Origin of the sequence: Bacillus clarus (genome assembly GCF_000746925.1) — a bacterium.
Lineage (GTDB): Bacteria > Bacillota > Bacilli > Bacillales > Bacillaceae_G > Bacillus_A > Bacillus_A clarus.
Genome location: NZ_JMQC01000008.1, coordinates 2,086,947 through 2,113,182, shown reverse-complemented (window position 1 = coordinate 2,113,182; position 26,236 = coordinate 2,086,947). Strand labels below are relative to the sequence as shown.

Here is a 26,236-nt window from a genome sequence, read left to right as displayed (position 1 = left end):
CGAGGGAAATAGTTCCTTCGCACTTTTTTTGTAAATAAAAGAAAGTAAGAGGAGGTTTGTAATACCAATAAAGAAAGCGCTTTCCTAGACGAGATATGACAATAGTTGTTAGGTTATTGTCATAGTTTGTAAATAAAAATTATGTTATAATCATCCCTGTGAATTTCGTGTGAACTTGATGTAAATTTGTTTTGGATTTACATAGGGGGATTTGAGTCCTTCTTGTCGTACATAGGTGCAAGGGAAGCTCTAATTTGAATATATTTCTAAAGTAAATAATTATAAAAAAAGAACATTTCACAGGGGGCGCGATTATGAAAAAGGTTATTACATATGGGACTTTCGATTTATTGCACTGGGGACATATTAATTTATTGAAGAGAGCGAAAGATTTAGGGGATTATTTAATTGTTGCTGTTTCTTCAGATGAATTTAACAAATTAAAAAATAAAAAATCTTATCATAGCTATGAGAATCGTAAAATGATTCTAGAAGCGGTTCGTTATGTGGATGAGGTGATTCCTGAGCATAATTGGGAGCAGAAAGTACAAGATGTTGTTAATCATGACGTAGATACTTTTGTTATGGGTGATGATTGGGGAGGAGAATTTGATTTTTTGAAAGAATACTGTGAGGTTGTTTATTTACCAAGAACAATTGGGATTTCTACTACTAAAATTAAACAGGAGCTAGTGTTAGTTGCTAGATAGTGTATTATGTTTCGAGAACTGATTGTAACAGTATATCTAATTGTGTTCAAAATCCTATTCAACATAGCAAAAGTATTTCCTCTTAAAAATAAGGTAACCTTTATTATGTCTTATGGGGAAAATCTTATCTTTATTTATGAAGAAATGCAGAAACAACATGTAAATTGTGAAGTTGTTTTTTTGTATAAATCAACTTGTAAGTATGAAGTGAAAAGTTATCCGGATGTAAAATCATTCGCATTTGAAACAAAAAGTATAGTACAAACTATACAAGCAGCGTATCATTTAGCGACATCTCAACATGTTATTATCGATAATTATTTTGGATCGTTGTCAACGATCCGGTTTAAAAGCGGGGTACAATGTATCCAAATTTGGCATGCGGCGGGCGCCATTAAAAAATTCGGATTATTGGCCCCTTCGTTTAAAAGGCGAAGTAAATACGCACAAAAAAGGTTTTTAAAGGTTTACAACAATTTTCATAAAGTTGTAGTAGGCTCTGATGCTTTGGCAAATATCTATATGGATGCCTTTGGAATAGAAGAGGAAAATATATTAAAAACGGGCATCCCTCGTACAGATGTTTTTTTTAATAAAAATCATCAAAAGCATATTGTTAATAATCTCCTATGTGGTCTTCCTGATTTACAAAGGAAAAAAGTCATTTTATATGCTCCAACTTTTAGAGATAAAGAACTGGAAGATTTTGATTTACATTTAAATATTGATGCAATGTATGAGGCTTTAAAAGATGAATATATTCTTGTGATCAAACTACATCCAGCTATTAGAAATAATCTGGAATATAAGGAATCGTATAAAGGTTTCTTATACGACTATTCTCTATACCCGAATATAAATGATTTGTTTTTAGTAACAGATATTTTAATAACAGATTATTCTTCTGTCCCTTTTGAATTTTGTTTGTTAAATAACCCAATGATATTTTTTGCATATGATCTAAAGAAATATGTGAAGAAAAGAGGAATCATTGGAGACTTTATTGCTGATGTCCCTGGACCTGTTGTGTATAACTCAGCTGAAATTATTGAGACAGTGCGAAACTATTCGTTTGATAGTAATAAGTTGAAGCAATTCAATGCACGGTGGAATCAATATTCGGATGGGAATTCAAGTAAGAAGTTGGTCGATTGCTTATTTGATCAAAAAGAGGTTGAGCTTTAAGTTAAGTTGTAAGGTAAAGGGGCTAAGTGAGATCCAAGGAAAATACTTAGCTTTTTTTCGTGGATGTTTAATTTTTCTTACTTTCTTTGAATCAGGGGCATTGAATGTAAGAATTTAAATGGTTATCGTGATAATTTATAAAATGGCTAATTGTAGTTAGAAGGTGCATGAATAATATGAGTGTAATCAAAAAAATAAAAAATCATCGAATAGTAAAGGTTGCTTGTAAAACGATATTTGTACTATGCAGTCACTTACCTGCTCAAAAGAAATTAGTTGTTTTTGAAAGTTTTTCTGGCAAACAGTATAGTTGTAATCCACGTGCGATATACGAGTATATGGAGCAGCAGCATTTAGGATTCCAAATGGTGTGGAGTGTGAATAAAAACTATATAGAACAGTTTAAAGAGGCGAATATTCCATATGTTAAGCGCTTTTCAATCCGCTGGTTTATTTTAATGGCACGTGCGCAATATTGGGTTACAAATAGTCGGATGCCATTGTGGCTTCCAAAGCCTAAGCATACTACTTATGTACAAACTTGGCACGGTACACCACTAAAAAAATTAGCTATGGATATGAAAGAAGTTCATATGCCAGGCACAACTACAGAAAAATATAAGGAAAACTTTAAGAGAGAAGCGCAAAATTGGGATTATTTATTGTCACCGAATGCGTATTCAACAAAGATTTTCCGAAGCGCATTTCAATTTAAAAAAGATGTAGTTGAAGTTGGATATCCTAGAAATGACTTTTTATATGTAAACAATAATTGTAAGAAGATTGAAGAGCTGAAGAAAAAAACGGTTTACCTGTAGATAAAAAAATCATTTTATATGCTCCAACGTGGAGAGATGATCAATTTTATAGTAAAGGGCGTTATAAATTAGACTTACAACTGGATTTAACCCTTTTACAACAAAAATTGAGTTCTGATTATATCATTGTGTTAAGGATGCATTATTTAGTAGCAGAACAGTTTGATTTAGCAGCATATAAAGGGTTTGTTTATGACTTTTCCCATCATGTAGATATTAATGAATTGTACGTATTATCAGATGTGCTAATTACAGATTATTCTTCTGTCTTTTTTGATTATGCAAATTTGAAAAGACCTATTATTTTTTATACGTATGATATGGATTTATATCGTGATAAGCTAAGAGGCTTTTATTTTGATTTAGAAAAGGAAGCTCCTGGACCAGTTGTTTCAACAACTGAAGGTGTATTGGAAGAGATTATGAAGTTCACAAGGGATGGATTGGGCGAATTTGAAAAAAAATATGATACTTTCTATAACAACTACTGTTATTTGGAAGATGGTCTTGCATCTAAACGTGTAGTAGAGAAAGTGTTTTTTGGAGAGGCACAATAAAATGAATGCAATGATTATGGTATTAAAAGAACAGATAAATAGTCTCTATTTAATTAAACGCCTATCTATTTATCAAGTTAAAAGTACAAATAAAGATAACTATCTAGGCATCGTTTGGGAAATGTTAAACCCCCTAATCCAAATGGGCATTTATTGGTTTGTTTTTGGAACTGCAATAAGAGGTGGTTCAGGGGTAAATGGTGTTCCATTTATATATTGGTTGATTTCTGGTATATCGGTATGGTTCTTTATTAATCCTGCAACTATGCAAGCTTCTAAATCTATTTATACAAGGTTAAATATGATCTCAAGGATGAGTTTCCCAATGAGTGTTATTCCTAGTTATGTAATTATGTCTAACTTTTATCAACATCTAGTATTAATAGGCATTGTTACCTTTATATTTTTAGTATCGGGTCAAGGGATTTCAATCTATTATATTCAATTGATCTATTATATGTTTGCCACAGTTATGCTTGTTTTTGCGTTTTCTTTAATTACTTCTACTTTATCTACGATTGTACGTGATGTACAAATGATAGTGCAATCTTTAATGCGGATGCTACTCTATCTAACTCCCATTTTATGGACCCCTGAGAAGTTACCGCTTGCTTTACAAAAGATTATGCAGCTGAATCCATTATGCTACATAGTCCAAGGCTATCGAAATGCTTTTTTAGGAACGGGTTGGTTTTATGAAGATATAATGTATACACTGTATTTCTGGGGAATTGTGTTCTTTATGCTATTGATTGGTACAGCAGTACATGTGAAATTTAGAAAACATTTTGTAGACTATCTATAATGAGGATTGTAAAAAATGAACTATTCAGTGAAGTTTCATAATGTAACAAAAAAATATAAAATGCATAGTAAAAGTTCTGATAAGTTAAAGGATATTATATATCCGGGCGGGTTTGGTGAAGATTTTTACGCGTTAAGAAATTTAAGTTTTGAAGCCCAAAAAGGTGATGTAATTGGTATTATTGGCGTAAATGGCTCTGGTAAATCAACAATGTCTAATTTAATTGCTGGCATTACACCACCTACGGTAGGAACTATTGATATAAAGGGTAAAATATCACTTATTGCTATAGCTGTCGGACTTAATAACCAATTAACAGGCCGAGAAAATATTGAATTGAAATGTTTGATGATGGGGCTAAGTAAGGATGAGATTCAAACATTAACACCAGAAATTATCGAGTTTGCCGATATTGGTAAGTTTATTGATATGCCTGTAAAAAAATATTCTAGTGGTATGAAATCTCGCCTTGGCTTTGCAATTTCTGTGAATATTAATCCAGATGTTTTAGTTATTGATGAAGCCTTGTCTGTAGGTGACCAAACATTTACAGATAAGTGTTTAAAACGAATGAATGAATTTAAAGAACAAGGGAAAACGATCTTTTTTGTGAGTCATTCATTAGGACAAGTAAAGCAATTTTGTACAAAAGCGTTATGGATTGAATATGGTGAAATTAAGGATTATGGGCTTATGCAAGACGTAATGCCTAAATACGAACAGTTTTTAAAAGAATACCGTGCTATGAGTAAAGAGGAGCAACAAAAATTTAAAGAAGAAGCACAGAGAAAACAAGCCGGTCAGGAAATGAAGCAGGAGGACGCTAAGGCTTTAGATATTGCACATACTGGATTAAATCCAAGGAAACGGAAGAAAAAGAAAAAATATATGATTCCATTGGCAGGATTGGTCTTATGTATCGGAGTTGGAAGTACTGCTTATTTGAAAAAGGATTTGTTTGTCCAGCCTCCCCAGGCGGAAGTTGAAAGTAAAAAGAAACAAGTGTCTAATGAAAAGAAAAAAATCCATTGGCGGATTTAGATATTCGATATGTGAAAATGGCAAAGGCAAAGATCAGAAGTATGCCAAATTTAAATGGTAAACAAGTAGCTATGATGGAATTTGGTACACCGTTTGTGGTAAAGACACAGCAAAAAGATGAAAAAAACGATATAAACTGGTTGGAAATTGTATATGAAGATGGAACAGAAGGATGGATTAGTGAGGGTGTGTCAAGTACGATTCCTTTTAGCTCAGCTTTACAGTATGAGGTTATCTCCAACAAGTTAAAGGGGCTATCGGGCTCAAATCAAAACTTTGAAAGTGGTATATCCTTATTAGGAAAAAATCAACAAGATGTACAAGGTGTGATAGGGAAGCCAAAAAACACCGAAGAACTATTAGAGGGTACATTAAATAGTTATGAAAATATCAATGTTCTATATAATCATCAGTTCACTGTAAAACAGGTTACAATACAGAATATGTCTATCCCTAAGGTGGCGATGTTAGAGAAGTTAGGTCAAGCGCAGTTAGTAAGTGAAGACGAAGTATCATTTATATACCGCTCTGATAAATATGATTTTAAATTTTCATCCGCAGATGGTATAACTGTTGATCAAATATCTATATTTTTACATACTAATTAAATTGATGAAGTGTTTACATGATTACGGTGGGATTAAAACCTTCGTATATCGCTCATAGTTGAGTTATAACATACAAATTTCTTGAAAATCATATATTTAACTATGTGGATTTAATTCATTGAAATGCTAAAGAAAGAGTGAAGCGAATGGTCAAATCCTCCGGAAAGTTAATTTCTAAAATACGAATAACGTCATTTAAGAAGAAAAAAGGAAAATGGCAGTTTGCTATTAGAGTAAAATGTAGAGATAAATGTACGGTCGAGGCTATAACTTTAAAAAAAAGGAACGAAGATAAAGTTTATCAACTCCCGTATCAGGAAAGTAGCGTAAATGAATTTGAAAAAAAGGTTATCTTTGAAATAGAGCTGGGTCAACTTGAGCTAGGCCCGTTTTTTTGGGATTTTTATGTACATTTGAAATCCGATGAACTTAAAAGTTATCGAATTAAACATCCCAGCTATATTGTTAATAGAAAGCTAAACAATCGATTACAGCGTGACCATAGTGAAGATGGATATGTAGTATATCCATATGTGACTGTTAAAGGTGGACTCAGCTTACATTATCGAAGGAAGGGAACCTATGATCAGTTAAAATATGCTTTGAAAGAAAAGCTGGCATTAATCATATATTATACATTTAAATGGCATTGGGATCGAAAAGGCATTGTATTAGTATATGAGAAATTTAGCCATACCGCACAAGATAATTCTTATTATTTCTTTAAGTATTGCTATGATCATAAGCAAATTCCCAATCTATATTATGTGATTAACAAAAAGTCTAATGACTATAAGATGCTTGATCAATATGAGGATAAAGTTATCGACTTTATGAGCATCAAGCATATGATTTATCTCCTTGCTAGTATACTTATGATATCTTCTGAGTCAAAGGCACATTGTTATATATGGAAAGAAAACAGGGGAACGTTAAAGAAAGTTATTCATGCTAAAAAGCACGTTTTTCTACAACACGGTGTGCTAGGTTTGAAAAAGGTGGATTCAATTTTTAAAAAAGGTAGTCCGAATGGAACGAATTTATTTTGTGTATCTTCGGAATATGAAAAAGAAATTGTAAAACAATTTTTTAATTATACAGAAGATGAAATCATTGTGAGTGGATTAGCAAGGTGGGATTATCTGCAAGATAAGAGTGGGAAGCAAAAACAAATTCTATTGCTACCGACATGGCGAGAGTGGCTAGATGAGGTATCAGAGGAAGGGTTTTTAGATAGCCAATTTTATAGGCAATATGAAAGGCTGCTAAATGATACAACCCTTGTTGAACAACTAGAGAAACATAACGTTATTTTAAAATTTTGTATGCATCCAAGAATTCATAGTTCTATTCGTTATTTTCAGTGTAATACTTCAAATGTACAATTTGTAAAATACAAAGATATAAAAATTAATGAGTTGATAATGGAATCTTCACTGCTTATAACAGATTATTCTAGTGTTTCGTGGGATATGTATTATTTAAAAAAGCCAATTATTTTCTTTCAGTTCGATCATATAATGAATGGTTATTTAAATGTAGAACATGAATTATTTGGAGATAGATGTGTGCATGTGGATGAACTAGTTCAACTCTTAACTTTCTATATGCACAATGGATTTAAGGAGAAAGAAAGGTATAAATTGCTTAGAAATCATTTATTCTCATATATCGATCAAAATAATTCCAAGAGAATTGTCCAGGAGATCCTTGCAAAGAGATATCAACTGAAAAACTAAATCCGCCCTTTTTTAGTTAGAATTGTTTCGTTATATTGTTAATTATATAAATGAGTATACTGTGTTTTCTTTATTCGAATATAGTAATACCCCTCTTACTAATGATAGTAGTTAGGATAATTTTTTATATAAGTTATAAAACATAAATTGTAAATAGAGGAATGGACACAAAGTAGTCGGATAGTGGATTTAACTGTTAACAGATGAAAGGTGAGATTGAATTGAAAGTAAAAGTGTTATTGGAAGAAATGAAAACTACGCAAAATAAAAGCATCGAACTTGAAATCTCTATACAAACAGATGGAAATATGCAAGATATTTATGAGAGAGTAAAGGGATTATTTATTCATAAAGGAAATTCTAAAAAACAGTTATCACTATCTAGTATGAAAATCCATAAAGATAGAATTATATGTGTTCTACCAATTTCAGGACTTTCCGAAATAACGAATAATGGAAAATTAAAAGTTTATTTACAACTAGATAAAGACATTGTTGTTCTTCATGTATATAACAATTTGGAGAAGGAGTTCTTTATATGTCCTGATAACACAATTTTTCAAGTGAATGCGATTAATTCAGTTGAACAGTTTGTTGAATTTAGTAGAAAAGACTCTGTAGGTATTGTTGTCTCTGCAAATGAAATTTTTGAAAATGAAGAAAAAGATTTTGTAATAATGGGGGATTTCTCCCCGAAGTCTAAGCGTAGAGAGGTTTGTTTAAAAAAGTTCTTTTTGAAAAATGGCCTTACAAAAGAAGTGAAAAACTTAACAGATTTAAAAGTGAATGACAGTACAAATGAATATCAAGTAACGCTGAATTTAAAGGGAAATCCTTTATATGAAGGTAACTGGGAATTGTATTGCGAAGGGGAGCTTAATGGCAAGTCTGTATTAATAAAGGTTGAAAATAAACAAGAAAGAAAAGTAGTCGGAAATTATTTTCGTTATAATGATCAATTGTATTATCACGTGTTTTCTCGTAATAATAAACAGGAATTAATTCTTAAAATTGAAAAAAATGAAGAGAGAATGGTTTCTACTAAAATTAAAACTGTAAATTTAGGACAAAACAAGCTCACTATCGAAGGATTCGTGCAATTTAATTGTATGGTGGATGCGGAAAATCAGATGATAGAGTTATTGTTTGTCCATCGAGATACGAAAAGACACCAATCACATCCTATTAGGATAATAAACCATTATTTTACAAAGACAATAGCGTTTGAAGAAGGTGATTTCTTTGAAGAAAAGGGAATTTGGGATGTGTTCTTAAGTTTTAAAGTGAGCGGGGTTAAAGATAGAGCTCCATTAAATCTAGATTCTACCCTAGAATCTAAAATGGACTTTGTAGTTATACCTAAAACAATTTATACCCGATCCGGTACTATAAAAAGAATTCGACCGTATGTTACTTTAGATAATAATTTAGCAGTATTGGTTAGAGATGAAGGAGTATACTGTGATGTTATTAGAGTTGATTATGAAGCGAGTAAGCTAATCGTAAAAGGCTTTGTAAGCATTCCGGATGTTAACTATGTTTTAAAAGATGTGTATCTTCATGAGGAATCTATGGATTTAAAAATCAATTGTATAAATGAATTTTCAGAAGGAGACGGAGGCTATTATTTTAATAGCTCATATGATTGGGATTCATTTGATATTGAAACAATTGGTGAAGTAAACTTACAGTTTATGATTTATATTGAGGGTAATGGAAATAACATTGTGTTTAAATTCATATCTAATTTAGATGATATAAAGAATAAAGAAAAGGCAATTATTTATCCTTCATTAAACCGGAATGTTAATGGGTATCCGATACAAATTCAGCCCTATTATACAAATCAAAATGAATTATCAGTGTCTGTACAGAATTCTTTACAATCCTATTGTACTGAAATGGATGTAAATAAGGATAATATAAAACTCAAAATTTATTCAACAGTAGAAAAACAGCTTGAATTGCAAGATGCAAGGTTAGTTTTTAAGGAAAAGAAAACTGGTCAAACTGTAACACAGAAAGGTAAATTAAATAATCTTAATGAGTATCTATTTTATATTAATTCATCATTTATGAAAGTAAATGAGCTTCATGATGCAGGGAAATGGGATGTGTACTTTGCTGCGAATGTTAATAATAATAATGTGGAAACAATGGTACTTTGTGAGGATATAAATATTATCAATAAAAACTCTACTTTTAAAGCAAATGCGATAAAAATGGAAAGTGGTTTATATTGTTCTACGTTCTTTAATAAAAAGGATAAGATAATGTCACTTGAAATAAGAAGCTTAAAGGCACATGAAAGAAAAAAAGAAAAAATAAAATTCTTAATGGCCAGAGGAGTTGCTAAAGTATGGAGTAAATTTAGAAAGAAACCAGTATGGCTTATTGGGGAAAATTTGGGGGAAGTTGCGCAAGATAATGGATTTGCTTTTTTTGAGTCTTGTGTTAAGAATAAAACCTCAGAAAATTACTATTATGTGAGTACAACCAATAACAAAAATATGGCCAACCTAGAACCGTATAAAGAAAAGGTTCTTTGGTATGATAGTTTTAAACACCTTGTTCTATATCATTTAAGTGAATATCTTATCGTAAGTCATGGCATTAGGGATGTTATTCCAAGCATTGTCCATCCTAAGATGGGAAGTAATCCAAAGAAAGTAATTTACCTACAACATGGTATTATTGCAATGAAAAAATTGCAGTTTAATAGAAAGTCTTATAATGGAATGATTAAAAAATTTGTTGTTTCCTCTACAGCTGAACAAAATATTATGATAAACGAAATGAATTTTAAAAGAGATCAAGTGATGGTTACCGGATTAGCTAGATTTGATTCTTTAGTAGATAAAAGTAAAAGTCGAAAAACTCGAGAGATTCTTCTTATGCCTACATGGAGAGATTGGATTATTGATTCAAAAGAAGAATTTTTAGTATCAGATTTTTATGTGCATTATAGTCAATTATTAAAAGATAAGAGGTTACATAATCTATTAGAGGAAAATGATTTAGTATTAAAATTCTTTCCACATATCGAAATACAAAAAAAATATAAAGATGAATTTTCATCTTTAAATAAGAGAATACAAATTGTTAAATTAGGCGAAGAAAGCGTAAAAGAGTTGATGCAAAATAGTTCCTTAATGGTTACAGATTATTCAAGTGTTGTGTTTGATTTTAATTACTTGAAAAAACCATCGATTTTCTATCATTTTGATGTCAATGATTATTTGAAACATAGAGGATCTTATGTAGATTTGAGCAGGGAGTTAGTTGGAGATATAGCATATACAAAAGATGAAGTAATAAAATATATTAATGAGTATGTTCAAAAAGATTTTAAATATAAACCTAAGTACCTCATTAAGTCTAAAAAATATTATGCACGTCATGATAAAAAGAACTTTGAACGAATTTATAAAGAAATCAAGAAAATATCAAATGAAAAATAAAGAAATAGTGAGGTATATAGGGATGAAAATTACCTTTCTTGTATATAATATTTATGGAATGGGGGGAACTGTAAGAACAGTTGTGAATACTGCTAACTATTTTGCCTCTCAAAATTATGATGTGGAGATTGTCAGTGTTAGAAGAACGAGTGCAAAACCGATGTTTGATATTAATAAAAAAGTAAAGCTTAATCCTATCTTTGATGCTAGAAGAGGAAAATTATTTGGGAGAAACACACCTCTTTACCAGAAAGTAATAAAAAAGGTCTTATTGAAAATGCCTAGTTATTTCATAGATAAAAGCGAAGATTTATATCATATGTTTAATCTCTTTGTCGATTTTAAGATTATTGCGGCTCTAAGAAAAATTAATGAAGGTATCTTAATTACAACAATACCATCATTTAATATCTTAGCAGCTAGATTTGTAAGTAATAATGTAATTAAGATTGGTCAAGAACATAAGTATTTCGGTGGTCATGAAAAGTGTTTACAAAATAAAATTGAAAAATATTATGGGAAATTAGATGCGTTAACATGTTTAACAGATTCAGAAATTAGCGACTATCAATCACTATTAAAGGGAACTGGGGTAATGTTATATAAAGTAGAAAATGCTACAGCGATTCCTGAAGAAATAGCTGCACTAGATAAAAAAGTAGTGATTGCTGCGGGCAGATATGTACCTCAGAAAGGTTTTGACCTTTTAGTCCCTGCGTTTTCTAAAGTTATAGAGAAATATCCGGATTGGAAGCTGAAAATATTTGGTTCGGGAGAAGATGAACAACTTCTTCGACAACAGATTTTTGATTATAAAGCCTATAATAATATTTTTTTAATGCCAAAAACGAATGATATTATTGGTGAGATGCTTAATTCATCAATTTATGTTTTAAGCTCCAGATACGAACCTTTTGGAATGGTTATAATTGAGGCCATGTCAGTAGGAGTTCCTTGTGTAAGTTTTGCTTGTACAGGGCCTGTCGAAATAATTAAAAATAAAGAAGATGGATTACTTGTAGAAGAAGGAAATATTGATGAACTTGCTAATTCATTAATGACTTTAATGGAATCTGAAGAATTAAGAAAAGAATATGGTCGCAAGGCTAAAAAAAATGTTGAAAGATATACTTTTAATGTTGTTGGTGATAAGTGGGAAAATATTTTAGAAGAACAAGTACAAAGAAAGTTAAAACAGAATAAGAAGGTATTGTCAGAGATATCGATATAATATTTCATTGATTTTGTATTAGTAATATCTTTAGTTATAGAATAATAATGTGGGAAATATGAGTAGGCAAAAATCATAAAATTAAAACAGCGGATAGATAATTTATTTTTACATAGTAGTGTAATTAAATTATTTAATTCTTTTTATAGTGGTTAAATTTTATAGTTTATATAAATATGTTTTAGATTACTAGGAGGAATATCATTGAAAAAAGTAAGAAAAGCTATTATTCCAGCAGCTGGATTAGGGACTCGCTTCCTACCAGCAACAAAAGCAATGCCAAAAGAAATGTTACCAATTGTTGATAAACCAACAATTCAATATATCGTGGAAGAGGCAATTGCGTCTGGAATTGAAGATATTATTATCGTAACAGGAAAAGGAAAACGTGCAATTGAAGATCATTTCGATCATTCCTTTGAATTAGAACAAAACTTACTATCAAAAGGAAAGTATGAAACTCTTGAAAAAGTACAAGAATCTTCAAAGATCAATATTCATTATATTCGCCAAAAAGAGCCTAAAGGTTTAGGACATGCTGTTTGGTGTGCTCGTAAATTTATTGGAAATGAGCCATTTGCGGTACTACTTGGTGATGATATTGTTCAAGCGGATACGCCGTGCTTACGCCAATTAATGAATCAATATGAGAATACACAATCATCAGTAATTGGTGTTCAAACTGTTCCAGAGAATGAAACGCATCGCTATGGTATTATTGATCCGCTAGAGCAAAAGGATCGCAGTTATCAAGTGAGTAAATTTGTTGAAAAACCTGCTAAAGGAACAGCACCATCTAACTTAGCGATTATGGGGCGTTACGTGTTAACTCCAGAAATCTTTATGTTCTTAGAAGATCAACAAACAGGGGCAGGCGGAGAAATTCAGTTAACAGATGCGATTCAGCGTTTAAATGAAATTCAACGTGTATTTGCATATGATTTCGAAGGAAAACGCTATGATGTCGGAGAAAAACTAGGGTTTATTCAAACAACAATTGAAATGGCACTGCAACACGAAGAGTTAAAAAAAGAGCTATTAGATTATATGAAAAAGTTAGTGGGAAGCGAAATGGTTTGTAACTAAGCTTTAACGATACAAAAAAGACTTCATTAGAAATGAAGTCTTTTTTTGTAGAAAAGGATGCTAAAATTTTTATGGATCAGAATCAATATGTTGGATAAACAGTTAAGGCGAATCTGTTTTTGGAATTAGCTTTTTAATAATATTTCTTTTTTTCAGTCGTCAAACTTGTAGGATATTGTTTAATTCAGTTTTAAATAATTGTTTATAATATATTAATGTATGAAGAAATTAATTCATTTGAAATAATTATTTATGAAGTTATTTTTGAATTTATATAAGGATAATTGAATTTAATATACTAAGATAATCGTTGGATTTGATGTATAAATTTATATTGACGGGTTCATTATCAAGAACTAAAATGAATATTAAATGAGTATATTAAGATTAAAGAAACAAGGTGTATATTTTCTGAATGAAATATATACTCAGAAAATTTATTTTGCTTATGATTTAGTAAATTATGTTCGATATAATCAAAATTAACTTAGGTTATACGATTTGATTTACCAGCGATTAGCTTTTTTATTAGTTAAATAGACAGTAATGGAGGGGAAACATGGAAAAGGAAATAAACTTAAAAAATTTATTTAATGTTATAAAAAGAAAATTTTGGATTATTGCAGTAATTACGACATTAGCGGCATGTATTGGTGGTATATATAGCATTTTCATGAAAACGCCTTTATATGCGTCTTCTGCAAGAATCCTCATTCCAGCTAATGCTGATGCTATAGCTACACTTAAAGTGATGATAAAGGAACCTATTGTTTTAGAGAAAGTGGCCCAGCAATTAAATTCGCAAAAATCAGCAGATGCATTGAATGGACAGGTTAGTGTTGGAAAGATTGAAGAGTCACAGGTTTTTGTTATTACAGCTGTGGATACTAATCCAGCGGAGGCAGTCAAAATTGCCAATGCTACAGCAAGTGTTTATAAAGAAGAGGCCAATGCTATCCTGAATTTTTCGAATGTCCGCATCTTAACAGAAGCAAAAGTACAAGAGCATCCCTTACCGATAAACTTGAATCATGCAAAAGCAATTGGGATGGCCTTGGCTGCCGGTCTTATATTGAGTGTCGGAGTAGTCTTTATATTGGATTCTCTTGATGAAACAATTAAATCGGAACGTAGCATTGAAAAATTATTACCGGTTCCCGTTTTAGGAAGTGTTTCTCAAATGAAGAAAAATAATATAGTAGATAAAACAAGTAAGAGAGAAAGTGTAATAGTGGAGGGGAAAACATTTGATTCATAATAAAAAACAAAGCCGTATCCTTGATAATAGTCATTTAATTGCTCATATAGCTCCGAAATCGAAGATGGCTGAGGATTATCGAACAATTCGTACTAACCTTCAATTTGCAATTGGAACTGACAAAACAAGAACTATAATTATTACTTCCCCTGGATATGGAGAAGGTAAAACCACTACTGTGGCAAATTTGGCGGTTTCTATGGCTCAGCAAGATGAAAAAGTCTTAGTTGTTGATGCGGATTTACGAACTCCGGAACTACATGAGATTTTTGGAATGGAAAATAAATCTGGATTAACAAATGTTTTGGAGGGAAAAGCGGCATTAGAAAAAATGGTAATGCAGACAGAAATCAAAAATGTACATATATTGACAAGTGGTCCCGAAATTAATAATCCAGCTGAGATGCTTAGTTTACCATCTATGCAAAATTTAATTAGCAAAGCAATAGAGCAGTATGACATTATTTTATTTGATTCACCGCCCCTTCTCGAGGTTATAGATACAAATATACTAGCTAGTCAATGTGATGGGGTATTGTTGGTGTTAAGTTGCTATCAAACTGCTAGTGAAGCAGCAGTTGAAGCAAATAGGGCGTTAGGTTTAACAAAAGGAAAGCTTGTAGGGGCTATTCTAAATAAAAAGGTATAAGAGATTTATTGGAATTAATTATACATAAAGTGACAATAAAACGCTTTCTTAACATGTGACGTAAGGATAAGAAGCTTTTCATATATTTTATGGTAGAGAATGAAAGAACACCTATAAAAAATTATAGGATACGGTGATGTCTCCTTACCGCTATCAATGGAGACACTCGGTCATACTGTGGGTTGAAGAACCTTAGACGTTAGTCGTCAAGAGTGTGGTGTGAGGGAGGGTTGGATGCCCAAACTTATTTGAAGTTCTTGTCTAGAAAGTCTTTCTAAAGGATTTTGTAGATAGGAACTTTGTATTAGTTGGTTATTGATTATTTTCCTTGTCTATATGTTTAGCTAGACATATTCAATATATAGATCTGCTGATTCTAAGATAACAATTATGAGGATTTCCTTTTGTTATATATAAAAAATTTAGAGAGAGGGGGTCTATTATGACGTATCGTCAGAGATTATCCTTATTAATTTTAATTGATTCTTTAATCGTATTAACTACGGTTTTCTTTAGTCGCTTCTTAGTAAGTGCTGATTTCCATGTCATAACATTTCCCATCGTAGTGAGTGCAATGACGCTGCTACTTAGCCATCATATTTTTTCTTTTATTTATAAGCTTTATAAAAAAGCATGGGAGTATGCAAGTGTAGGAGAATTGCTAATTATTTTAAAAGCAATCACATTTTCTGTTATTACAACAGCAGTAGTACAACAAATATTGGTTCAAGATATTTATTTCCGTCTCCTTGTTGTAACGTGGATGATTCATATTTTACTGATTGGAGGATCACGTTTTCTATGGCGGATGTTCAGAGATGCTTATATTCAAAAAGGGGATGACAAAAAAAGAACACTGATTATTGGTGCGGGTTCTGCAGGTACAATGGTTGTAAGGCAACTTTTGAATAGTAATGATACTGAATTACTGCCTGTCGCATTTATAGATGATAATATAAAGAAACAAGGGTTGGATATTCTTGGAATACCGGTAATTGGAGGGATTGACCGTATTGAATTTGCTGTTCAGCAATTAGATATCGATAGCATCATAATAGCAATTCCTTCACTTAGCAAGAAAGCATTAAATATGATTTTTCAAGAATGTTCCAAGATAAAAATAAAAACACAAATTCTTCCAATGCTAGAGGATTTAGTGACTGGAAAAGTTTCAGTGAATGAATTTCGTGATGTCCAAGTAGACGATTTATTAGGACGTGATCCTGTTGAATTGGATATTGAAAGTATTTCAGAATTTATTACTAATAAAATTATTTTAGTAACCGGTGCTGGTGGTTCAATTGGATCTGAAGTTTGTCGCCAAATTGCAAAATTCAACCCAAAACAATTGATTTTATTAGGTCATGGTGAAAATAGTATTTATTCTATCGAAATGGAATTGAAAGAGCTATACGGTGACACAGGTATTGTCTTTACCACAGAAATTGCTGATGTACAGGATGACCTGAAAATAATGTCAGTAATGGGTCAATATCAGCCTCAAGTTGTTTATCATGCCGCTGCACATAAGCATGTACCATTGATGGAACGTAACCCCGAAGAAGCTATCAAAAACAATTTAATTGGGACAACAAACGTGGCAAAAGCGGCAAGCTGGAATGAGGTCGAGACGTTTGTAATGATTTCTACAGATAAAGCTGTGAATCCGACAAGTGTAATGGGAGCAACAAAAAGGCTTGCTGAAATGGTAATTCAAAACTTGGACAAAACAAGTAAGACAAAGTTTGTGGCTGTAAGATTTGGTAATGTATTAGGAAGCCGCGGTAGTGTTATACCGTTGTTTAAGAAACAAATTAAGCAAGGTGGTCCAGTTACGGTTACACATCCAGATATGATTCGTTACTTTATGACAATTCCAGAGGCGTCCAAGCTTGTAATACAGGCTGGTGCATTGGCTAAAGGTGGAGAAATATTTGTGTTAGATATGGGAGATCCTGTGAAAATAGTAGATCTTGCGAAAAATTTAATTACATTATCAGGGAATTCGCTGGAAGAAATACAAATAGAGTTCACTGGAATAAGACCTGGAGAGAAGCTCTTTGAAGAACTATTGAAAAAAGAAGAAATACATGAACAACAAATTCACCCTAAAATTTATATAGGTAAAACATCGAACCTTTGTATAAACGAAATTGAAGCAGTTCTCCAAACTTATCAGAATCTCGAGAAGACGGAATTAAGAAAACTTGTATTGACATTGGCAAATAGTCATATGACTCCACAAAATATAATGTAAATATGGATTTTGATCTGCATATATATGCTTAGACTTATGTTTTACTATGTAGAGAAATGAGAATGAAGTATGCACAGGTGGTTAGTTACAATAAACAATTGTAGGGTGATATATATGGAAAATAAAGTATTGTTTTGTGCGACGGTAGACTTTCATTTTAAAGCATTTCATTTGCCGTATATGAAATGGTTTAAAGAACAAGGCTGGGAAGTCCATGTTGCTGCTGCTGGCAACATAGAACTTCCATATGTGGATAAGAAGTATGACATTTCTATTCAAAGGTCACCTTTGCAATTTAAGAATATTAAGGCTTATAAAGAGCTGAAAGATATTATTGATGAAAATCAATATAAAATTATTCATTGTCATACCCCGATGGGAGGAGCCATTGCACGTTTGGCAGCAAGAAAATCTAGAAAGCATGGAACAAAAGTTTTATATACTGCGCATGGATTTCATTTTTGTAAAGGTGCCCCGCTTGCAAATTGGCTGTTATATTATCCAATTGAAAAAATGCTAGCAAATTATACAGATTGCCTCATCACAATTAACCAAGAAGATTATAACTTGGCTGTTCAGCGAAAGTTTAAAGTACCTAAAATTGAACAAATTCATGGGGTGGGAGTGGACACAGAATATTTTAAACCAGTTAGTGGGGCTCAAAAGAATTGTCTAAGGATTGAGATGGGTTATAAACCGGATGATTTTTTAATGTTTTATGCGGCTGAGTTTAATAAAAATAAAAATCAGCAGTTTTTGATTCGTTCATTGGCTTTAATAAAAGATCATGTTCCCAATGCGAGGCTTCTATTGGCTGGGAATGGTCCTTTGATAAATGATTGCAAAAATTTAGCTAAACAAATGGGTGTATTTGAAATGATAGATTTCCTTGGTTATAGGAATGATATTGCAAAAATTTTACCTATTTGTGATATTTCTGTTGCATCCAGTCTACGTGAGGGGTTACCAGTTAATATTATGGAAGCGATGGCTTGCGGATTGCCTGTTATAGCCAGTGAGAATAGGGGCCATAAAGAGTTAATTCAAAATGGTGTAAACGGTTGGACAGTAGGTCGTGAAGACATACAGCAAATGGCAGAAAAGATAAAATATCTTACTGAAAATAGTAGCTTACAAGGCATATTCGGAGAGTCTGGTCGTGAGATTATTAAAAATAATTATGCCGTCAATAAAGTATTAGAAGAAAAGAGCTATATTTACACCATGTTTATGAGTGGAACGGAGGCGTTAGATTGGGTTGTCCATTAAGAATCTTACATGTTGTAGTCAATATGAACCGCGGTGGTGCAGAAACCCTTATTATGAACTTGTACCGGAATATAGATCGAAATAAAGTGCAGTTTGATTTTCTTACTTGTAAGGAAGGTGTTTTCGATACAGAAATATCAGAATTAGGTGGGAAAGTGCACAGGATTCCATATATTACTGATGGTGGTCATAACGAATACATAAAGTCTTTAGATAATTTTTTTGAATCTCATCAAGAATATAGGATTGTACACTCACACATGGATAAGATGAGTGGATTTGTGTTACGTGCAGCTAAGAAAGCCGGTATACCAGTTCGTATCGCACATAGTCACAATACTAGTAGTGAAGGTGGAGTTGCTGCGAAAGTATATAAGTGGTATGCGGGGAATTATATATTACGAAGTGCGACACATCTTCTAGCATGCTCGGATGCAGCATCTCGTTGGTTATTTTCAGGTAAAACAGATACTGCCACGATTTTAAAGAATGGAATTGAGCCTAAAAAATTTTTATTTTCTCCCGAAATTAGAAAACAGATAAGAGAGGAACTAAATCTTACAGTTGATAACTTTGTAGTAGGGCATGTAGGAAGGTTTGCGCATCAAAAAAATCATGGATTCCTTATAGAAGTGTTTGCTCAGTTAGTTAAACTTAGAAGAGATTCCGTTCTTGTTTTGGTGGGGGATGGTCCGTTACGGGTAAAGATTGAACAAAAAGTGGAAGAATTAAATTTAGGGGCTAATGTAAAGTTTCTTGGCATAAGGAGCGATATCAACCATTTACTTCAAGCTTTTGATGTATTTGCATTCCCATCCATTCATGAAGGATTGCCTGTTACTCTTATAGAAGCGCAAGGAGCTGGGTTATCTTGTGTAATTTCGGATGCGATAACTAAAGAAGTAGATATGGGAGCAGGTCTAGTGAGTTTTGAAAGCATAAATACCTCCCCCGAAATATGGGCGCAGGATATATTGGGTGCCAATAAACGTATACAAGATGTAGAAGGGTATATCAAGAAAGAAGGATATGATATAAGTGAATCGGCTACTTGGCTTGAGAATTTTTATCTTCAAGCGCTTTAATTAATAGTAACCTCTTATTTTAAATAATGTCTAAAGGATTAAAAAGGAGCGCAATGATGTCAAGAGTTTCATGTTGTCTTAGGCTAGGAGAAGTTCCGCTACATCTTTATAATATAACTGCAGGTTTTGTTCTACTTGCTCGACAAGGAGTAATAGACTTGAGGATAGAGAAACTTAGTAAGAGTCATCAAGATCGATTACCTTATAATATGATGGAAGTTATAATTAATGGGAAAACTCGAGTGTTATATGATGTTAATGATGGTTATGATAATTTGCTTAAGCAAAATCAGGATTATGTTGAGTTTATGAATGTGTTGTTAGAAAAATACGATTTTTACTTTAAGCGAAGTTTTAATAGTTTTTATAATTCAAAGTTAAGGCATAAGGAAAAAATTTATCCTCTTGGATTAAATTATATGGTTACCATACCTGGAAATATTGCGCATTCACCGATGCCTCAAGATCCACTTAGGGAGAAAATTAAGAAAATAATACGGAAGGTTCCGTTGTCTCAATATTACAATGGTTTATATCGTATTAATTCTTTTGAAGATATACCTCATAAGGAAATAGATTCAAAAATTCTTTTTATGGCTAGGCTATGGGATGTAAATGGAGATTATGAAGGGCAAATTTCTTCGAATAAAAAGGAAGAACGTGCATATATTAATGATTTTCGAGCAACATGCATTAGACTTTGTCGAAAAGAGTTTGGAGATAAATTTTATGGAGGAGTAGCACCATCAGAATTTGCATATAAAAATTATGCAGATATTGTTATAGAAGACGGAAAAGCTACTGAACGGAATAATTACCTAAGAAAGGTAAAAGAATCTGCAATTTGTATTGCAACTATGGGATTACATCAATCTATTGGTTGGAAATTTGCCGAGTATGTTGCAGCAAGCAAGGCTATAGTAACGGAAGAATTACACTATGAAGTCCCAGGTGATTTTCGGGATGGTCAAAATTATCTTATTTTTAAAACACCAGAAGAATGTATAAATCAAATATATACTTTATCAAATGATGAAAATTTCAGATATCAAATGATGATTAACAATTATAGATATTACCATGAATATGTAAGACCTGATAGATTAGTATTAAATAGTATATTAACAATATTAGGGGATGAATTTTAATAGATTAGATGATTGATGGAGAGATGTAAATTGAAACCTACTCTTACAATTTTTACACCTACATTTAACCGTGCTTACACGCTGCATTTATGTTATGAAAGTTTAAAGCGACAGACAAGTAAGGATTTTGTTTGGTTAATTATTGATGATGGATCTACAGATGATACAAGAGAGTTAATAGAAAATTGGATTTCCCAAGGCAGTATCTCAATTCAGTATCATTATCAAGAGAATCAGGGAATGCACGGGGCACATAATACTGCTTACGAATTAATTGATACGGAACTTAATGTTTGTATTGATTCTGATGATTATATGGCGGATGATGCCGTTGAAAATATCACTCGTTTTTGGAAGGAGTATGGAAGTAATGATTACGCTGGCATAATAGGATTAGACGCTAATCCAAATGGAAAAGTTATTGGAACGATGATGCCGGAACATGTGAGGGAATCTAAACTGACAGATTTGCATGCGAAATATAAAGTCACAGGTGATAAAAAGTTAGTTTATCGATCAGAGTTAACACGAAAAACCCCACCATATCCAATATTTCCGGGCGAAAGGTACTGTCCTCTAAGTTATAAATATATTCTTATTGATCAAGAGCATCCGTTACTCATCATGAATAAAGTTCTTTGTCATGTTGAGTATTTAGCGGATGGATCTAGCATGAACATTATTAAGCAATATAGAAAAAACCCCCAAGGGTTCTCATTCTTTAGAAAAGTTGCTATGAAATATGCTCCTACATTAAAAGAAAAATTTCGAGAATCTATACATTATGTATCTAGCAACTTGATGATCAAAAACTATAAATTTCTCATTGAGTCCCCATGTAAATTTATTACTTTGGTGGCTACACCTTTTGGAATTATGCTTCATTTTTATATTCAAAAGACAAGTAAAGCTACTGTTTTGAAAAATAAATAGTAGGTCTTTAATTAACTATGTATTTTATTGTCACATGTATTTAGATTGTAAGAGAAATATAGGACTGATAGGCTATATTATTGAATTATTTGGTTAAAGAATAGCAAAGAGTTTTATATTTGTAATCTATAATATGAAAGGAATTTAAAAATGTTTATATTTTGGGTTACGCTAGCTTTAGTTTATATTCTTTCTTTTTTAGCAAGATATTTTTCTACTCCTGTAATAATGGGACCAAACATTGTTCAATCAAAGCCAAATAAGCTATTAGTATTTTTGACAATAGTTATTCTTGTAATGGTGTCTGGTCTCCGTAATAATATTGGAGATACTTTTTTTTATATGTATTCTTATAAAAAAGATACTTTTGATTGGGAACATATAAAAGAAGGAAAAGATATGGGCTTTAATGTGCTTCAGATGATTTTAAAACAGTTCTCTAATGATCCTCAAGTATTGATTTTTGTAACAGCACTAATAACAAATGTACTTATTGTATTGGTTTTATATAAATATACAAGAATGTTTGAATTAAGTTTATATGTATATATAACAGGTGGAATGTATTTAATATCAATGAATGGGATAAGGCAATTTCTTGCAGCAGCAATTATTTTTACTGCAACAAAATATATATTTGAAGGTAACTGGAAAAAGTATATTCTAAGTATTCTATTTGCATCAACAATACATCAAACTGCACTTATCCTTATTCCAATATATTTTATGATTAGAAGAAAAGCATGGTCATGGGAAACGTATGTAACCCTTTTTTGTTCTGTACTCATAGTTATAGGGTTTAATCAATTTTTAGATACGTTATTCTCAGTCATAGGAGATAGTCAGTATGGAGATTACAAGAACTTTTCTGAGGGCGGAGCAAATATACTTAGAGTTGGAGTTAATATTCCTCCAATTATTATTGCTTACATTGGAAGAGAGAAACTTAGGAAAATATTTCCTAAAAGTGACTATGTAGTAAATATGTCTATATTAGGACTTGTATTCATGATAATTTCAACGCAAAATTGGATTTTTGCAAGATTTTCTATATATTTTGGATTATACCAATTAATTTTAATTTCATGGATTATAAAATTATTTACTGATAAAGACCAAAAACTGGTTTATTATGCAATAATAGTATTTTATTTTATTTTCTATGCATACGAGAATGTAATAACATTAAACATTATTTATAAAAGTAATTTTTTAAATTTCTAAGTTTTTTAAGGTGAAATATGTTAATGACTAGTTGATCAATGAAATATGGAAATTTAGATGTATAGGTATATTATTCTATATAGTTTAGAAAGGAGATACTGAGTTGGCATTTACAGAAAAGATTCCACGCATCATTCACTATTGTTGGTTTGGTAAAGGAGAAAAACCAACGATAGTAAAAAAATGTATAGATAGCTGGAAAGAGAATTTATCTGGTTATGAAATAATTGAGTGGAATGAAGATAATTTTGATACAAATTGTAATTTATATGTCAAGGAAGCCTATGAATATAGAAAATTTGCATTTGTAAGTGATTATGTAAGGGTATACGCTCTTTATAAATTTGGAGGAATTTACTTAGATACGGATGTGGAGGTATTCAAATCTTTTGATGATATGCTACATCATGATTCATTTTGGGGATTTGAACAAGAGGACTATATAGCTACAAGTACAATAGGGGCCACTAAAGGAAATGTTTTAATAAAAATGTTTCTAGATTCATACGAAGAAAAAAGTTTTATTAAAGAGAATGGAAGGTATGACAGTTTAACTAATGTGGCTATTATAAGTGAGATATTAAAAAATAAAGGATTACAGTTGAATGGAAAATATCAAGAAATAAGTGGAATAGGAGCCTTCTATCCTCAAACATATTTTTCTCCATATGATTATATTAACTGTAGAAAATTTATTACTTCAGATACATATGCAATGCATCATTTTTATAAAAGTTGGTTACCACCTAAAGCGAGATTGAAGAGTAGTTTAAAACTGTTAGCATCTAAAGTTATAGGTGGAGAAAATATAGCGCGGATAAGAAAATTTATTACAAACAATTAGGAGGCATATATGAAGGATATACTGGTAGCCTCATTTGATATGGAAGTTGGGGGAGTAGAAAGAAGCCTTATAAGTATGCTTGAGGGTTTTGATTACAAAAAATACGCTGTTGATTTAATGCTGTATAGACATCAAGGGGATTTTATGGAATTAGTTTGTAACAAGGTAAATTTATTAGAAGAAGTTCCACAATACACCACCTTTAGGAAGTCAATCGGAGAAACTTTAAAGGATAAAGAGTATGGCATTGGATTTTCTAGAATTTTATCTAAGATAAATACTCGTTTTGCAGGAAAAGCTAAAGGAATAGTAGAGACAGGATATTATCAAATGCAATTAATGTGGAAATATGCTATTCCATTTTTACCTAAACTAGATAAAGAGTATGATGTTGCAATTAGTTATTTGTGGCCGCATTATTTTGTAGCAGATAAGGTCAAGGCTAAGAAAAAAATAGCATGGATTCATACAGATTATTCTACAATTGAGACAGATATAGAGATGGATTTAAAAGTATGGAATAAATTTGATTATATTGTAGCTGTATCAGAAGCATGCAAAAATTCATTTTTAAAAAAATATAGTGCATTAAAAAATAAGGTTATAGTAATGGAAAATATAACCTCCCCGCAGTTTATTAGAGACATGGCGAATGAAGAAATAGATACCCCTATGCTTCTTGATAACCGTTTTAAAGTTATAACTGTGGCTAGACTATCTCATGCAAAAGGAATCGATAATGCTGTTAGGGCTTTAAGGATATTGAAAGATAAAGGCTATGAGAATATAGCCTGGTATGTAGTTGGATATGGTGGAGACGAAGCAATGATTAAAAATTTAATAAGAGATTTGAAATTAGAAAATAGCTTTGTGTTGCTAGGAAAGCAAACTAATCCATATCCATATATAAAAGAAGCTGATTTATATGTCCAACCATCTAGATATGAGGGAAAAGCTGTTACAGTAGGAGAGGCTCAGATACTTGCAAAACCAGTCCTAATTACAAATTATACAACCGCAAACAGTCAAGTGAAAAATAGGGTTGACGGATATATTACAGAATTATCCGTTGAAGGAATAGCAGATGGAATAGAAAAATTGTATAGGGATGCTACCGTAAGGAAGCAGTTAGCTAACAATTGTAGTAATACTGATTATAGTAATAAGTATGAATTAAATAAGTTGTATGAAATTATGGAGGCTTAAAAGTTTATTAAGCGTATTGGTACAACTACAAAAATTTTTAAAAATGAAAGTATAAGAGATTCAAAGCAAAGGGACGATTTGCCCATGAATAGAAATGTCAGTGTAATTATACCGGTTTATAATGCTGGTAAATATATTACTCGGTGTATAGAATCACTGTTAAATCAGGTGCTTCATAATTGCGAATTTATCTTTATCAATGATGGTTCAACGGACAATAGTGTAGAAATTATTGAAAAGTATAGGGTACTAGATGACAGGATTATACTTATAAATCAAAAAAATCAAGGTGTGAGTATTGCAAGGAATCAAGGAATTCTTATAGCTAATGGTGAATATATCGGATTTGTTGATGCTGATGATTATGTAGAAGCGGATATGTATGAAACTCTGTATAATTCAGCAAAACAAAGCAATTGTGATGTAATTATATCAAATTTAAGAAGTGAGATTGAAGGGCATAAGGTAACAATTGAATATCCATTTCCAACTAATATCTTTCTAGAAAAAGAATATATAAATAAAGAGATATTACCCTATTTTCTTAAAAGTGATAATTTAAATACTGCTGTAAACAAAATTTATAAAAATAGCATAATAACGAAAAATAATGTGAAGTTTCCAGAGAAGGTTGCATTAGGAGAAGATGGAATGTTTAATATTCAATTTTTTAGTAATGCAACTAATATGAAATATATAGATTATACGGGATATTATTATAGGGATGTAGCGGGTAGCGCAACTCGGGATATCTCAAAAAAAGATTATTTCAAGCGAGCTGTAGAAGTATATAATATGGAACTACCGAAAATTTACATTGAAAAGGTCGATAAGGCAAAGATACGTGAATTGAAGTCAAGAAAGTTTATAAATAGTGTAATTTCCTACGTATATATTTATTTTGAACCGTCTAAGGAAATACGGTTTAGTAAGAGATATGAATACATAAAAAATATGATATGCAATAAATATGTTAGAGAGGCATTGCCACTATATTGTGAAGTAACTTATAGCGAGCTTGGTAGATATGAGAAATTTTTAATAAATATGATTAAAAGAAAATCTACTGTGGGGTTATACTTTGCAGTCTCTTACAGCAGGCTTAGAAATAAATAAAATTGG

General features: G+C 31.6%; 18 protein-coding genes and 2 pseudogenes. All 20 read left to right on the top strand.

What is annotated here, in order from left to right; genetic code table 11:
- The first annotated feature begins 314 nt into the window (after positions 1-314).
- The 20 genes and pseudogenes from tagD (at position 315) to DJ93_RS11695 (ending at position 26,230) form a co-directional block, all read left to right on the top strand.
- Positions 315-710, top strand: coding sequence for a glycerol-3-phosphate cytidylyltransferase (gene tagD / locus DJ93_RS11790; protein ID WP_042981005.1), 396 nt, complete (start codon positions 315-317; stop codon positions 708-710).
- A 6-nt stretch (positions 711-716) separates the two neighbouring features.
- Positions 717-1,895 carry a CDP-glycerol glycerophosphotransferase family protein gene (locus DJ93_RS11785; RefSeq protein ID WP_080743446.1) on the top strand — a complete coding sequence of 393 codons (1,179 nt, stop codon included), beginning with the start codon at positions 717-719 and terminating at the stop codon, positions 1,893-1,895.
- 176 nt (positions 1,896-2,071) lie between these two features.
- Positions 2,072-3,270: pseudogene (locus DJ93_RS11780) on the top strand (CDP-glycerol glycerophosphotransferase family protein).
- Position 3,271: 1 nt separating this feature from the next.
- Complete coding sequence (locus DJ93_RS11775; protein WP_042981004.1) at positions 3,272-4,075, top strand: ABC transporter permease; 804 nt, start codon at positions 3,272-3,274, stop codon at positions 4,073-4,075.
- 15 nt (positions 4,076-4,090) lie between these two features.
- Positions 4,091-5,724 (top strand): annotated as a pseudogene (tagH, locus tag DJ93_RS11770) (teichoic acids export ABC transporter ATP-binding subunit TagH).
- 146 nt (positions 5,725-5,870) lie between these two features.
- The gene (locus tag DJ93_RS11765; RefSeq protein WP_042981003.1) at positions 5,871-7,463 is read left to right on the top strand and encodes a CDP-glycerol glycerophosphotransferase family protein; all 1,593 of its coding nucleotides are present in this window, start codon (positions 5,871-5,873) and stop codon (positions 7,461-7,463) included.
- Positions 7,464-7,684: 221 nt separating this feature from the next.
- On the top strand, positions 7,685-10,924 hold the full coding sequence (locus tag DJ93_RS11760) for a CDP-glycerol glycerophosphotransferase family protein (RefSeq protein ID WP_080743445.1): 3,240 nt from the start codon (positions 7,685-7,687) through the stop codon (positions 10,922-10,924).
- Entirely contained in the window at positions 10,914-12,155 is a 1,242-nt protein-coding gene (locus DJ93_RS11755; RefSeq protein ID WP_241484282.1) for a glycosyltransferase family 4 protein, read from the top strand. Before DJ93_RS11760 ends, DJ93_RS11755 begins: the two co-directional genes overlap by 11 nt.
- A 204-nt stretch (positions 12,156-12,359) precedes the next feature.
- A complete protein-coding gene (gene galU / locus DJ93_RS11750; protein WP_042981000.1) occupies positions 12,360-13,241 on the top strand; it encodes a UTP--glucose-1-phosphate uridylyltransferase GalU in 882 nt (293 codons plus the stop codon).
- 559 nt (positions 13,242-13,800) lie between these two features.
- A complete protein-coding gene (locus DJ93_RS11745) occupies positions 13,801-14,499 on the top strand; it encodes a YveK family protein (protein WP_042980999.1) in 699 nt (232 codons plus the stop codon).
- A complete protein-coding gene (locus tag DJ93_RS11740) occupies positions 14,489-15,148 on the top strand; it encodes a CpsD/CapB family tyrosine-protein kinase (protein ID WP_052109560.1) in 660 nt (219 codons plus the stop codon). Before DJ93_RS11745 ends, DJ93_RS11740 begins: the two co-directional genes overlap by 11 nt.
- A gap of 442 nt (positions 15,149-15,590) precedes the next feature.
- On the top strand, positions 15,591-17,405 hold the full coding sequence (locus DJ93_RS11735; RefSeq protein WP_042980998.1) for a polysaccharide biosynthesis protein: 1,815 nt from the start codon (positions 15,591-15,593) through the stop codon (positions 17,403-17,405).
- A gap of 114 nt (positions 17,406-17,519) precedes the next feature.
- Positions 17,520-18,674, top strand: a complete 1,155-nt coding sequence (locus DJ93_RS11730; RefSeq protein WP_042980997.1) for a glycosyltransferase family 4 protein — start codon at positions 17,520-17,522, stop codon at positions 18,672-18,674.
- The gene (locus tag DJ93_RS11725; protein ID WP_042980996.1) at positions 18,659-19,759 is read left to right on the top strand and encodes a glycosyltransferase family 1 protein; all 1,101 of its coding nucleotides are present in this window, start codon (positions 18,659-18,661) and stop codon (positions 19,757-19,759) included. Before DJ93_RS11730 ends, DJ93_RS11725 begins: the two co-directional genes overlap by 16 nt.
- A gap of 56 nt (positions 19,760-19,815) precedes the next feature.
- Positions 19,816-20,907: a hypothetical protein gene (locus tag DJ93_RS11720; RefSeq protein ID WP_042980995.1), complete on the top strand. Its 1,092-nt coding sequence runs from the start codon at positions 19,816-19,818 to the stop codon at positions 20,905-20,907.
- Positions 20,908-20,937: 30 nt separating this feature from the next.
- On the top strand, positions 20,938-21,840 hold the full coding sequence (locus DJ93_RS11715) for a glycosyltransferase family A protein (protein WP_042980994.1): 903 nt from the start codon (positions 20,938-20,940) through the stop codon (positions 21,838-21,840).
- Between the two features lie 150 nt (positions 21,841-21,990).
- The gene (locus tag DJ93_RS11710; RefSeq protein ID WP_042980993.1) at positions 21,991-23,064 is read left to right on the top strand and encodes an EpsG family protein; all 1,074 of its coding nucleotides are present in this window, start codon (positions 21,991-21,993) and stop codon (positions 23,062-23,064) included.
- Positions 23,065-23,167: 103 nt separating this feature from the next.
- The gene (locus DJ93_RS11705) at positions 23,168-23,908 is read left to right on the top strand and encodes a glycosyltransferase family 32 protein (protein WP_042980992.1); all 741 of its coding nucleotides are present in this window, start codon (positions 23,168-23,170) and stop codon (positions 23,906-23,908) included.
- 9 nt (positions 23,909-23,917) lie between these two features.
- A complete protein-coding gene (locus DJ93_RS11700) occupies positions 23,918-25,114 on the top strand; it encodes a glycosyltransferase (protein ID WP_042980991.1) in 1,197 nt (398 codons plus the stop codon).
- 84 nt (positions 25,115-25,198) lie between these two features.
- A complete protein-coding gene (locus DJ93_RS11695; RefSeq protein WP_042980989.1) occupies positions 25,199-26,230 on the top strand; it encodes a glycosyltransferase in 1,032 nt (343 codons plus the stop codon).
- Positions 26,231-26,236: the final 6 nt, after the last annotated feature.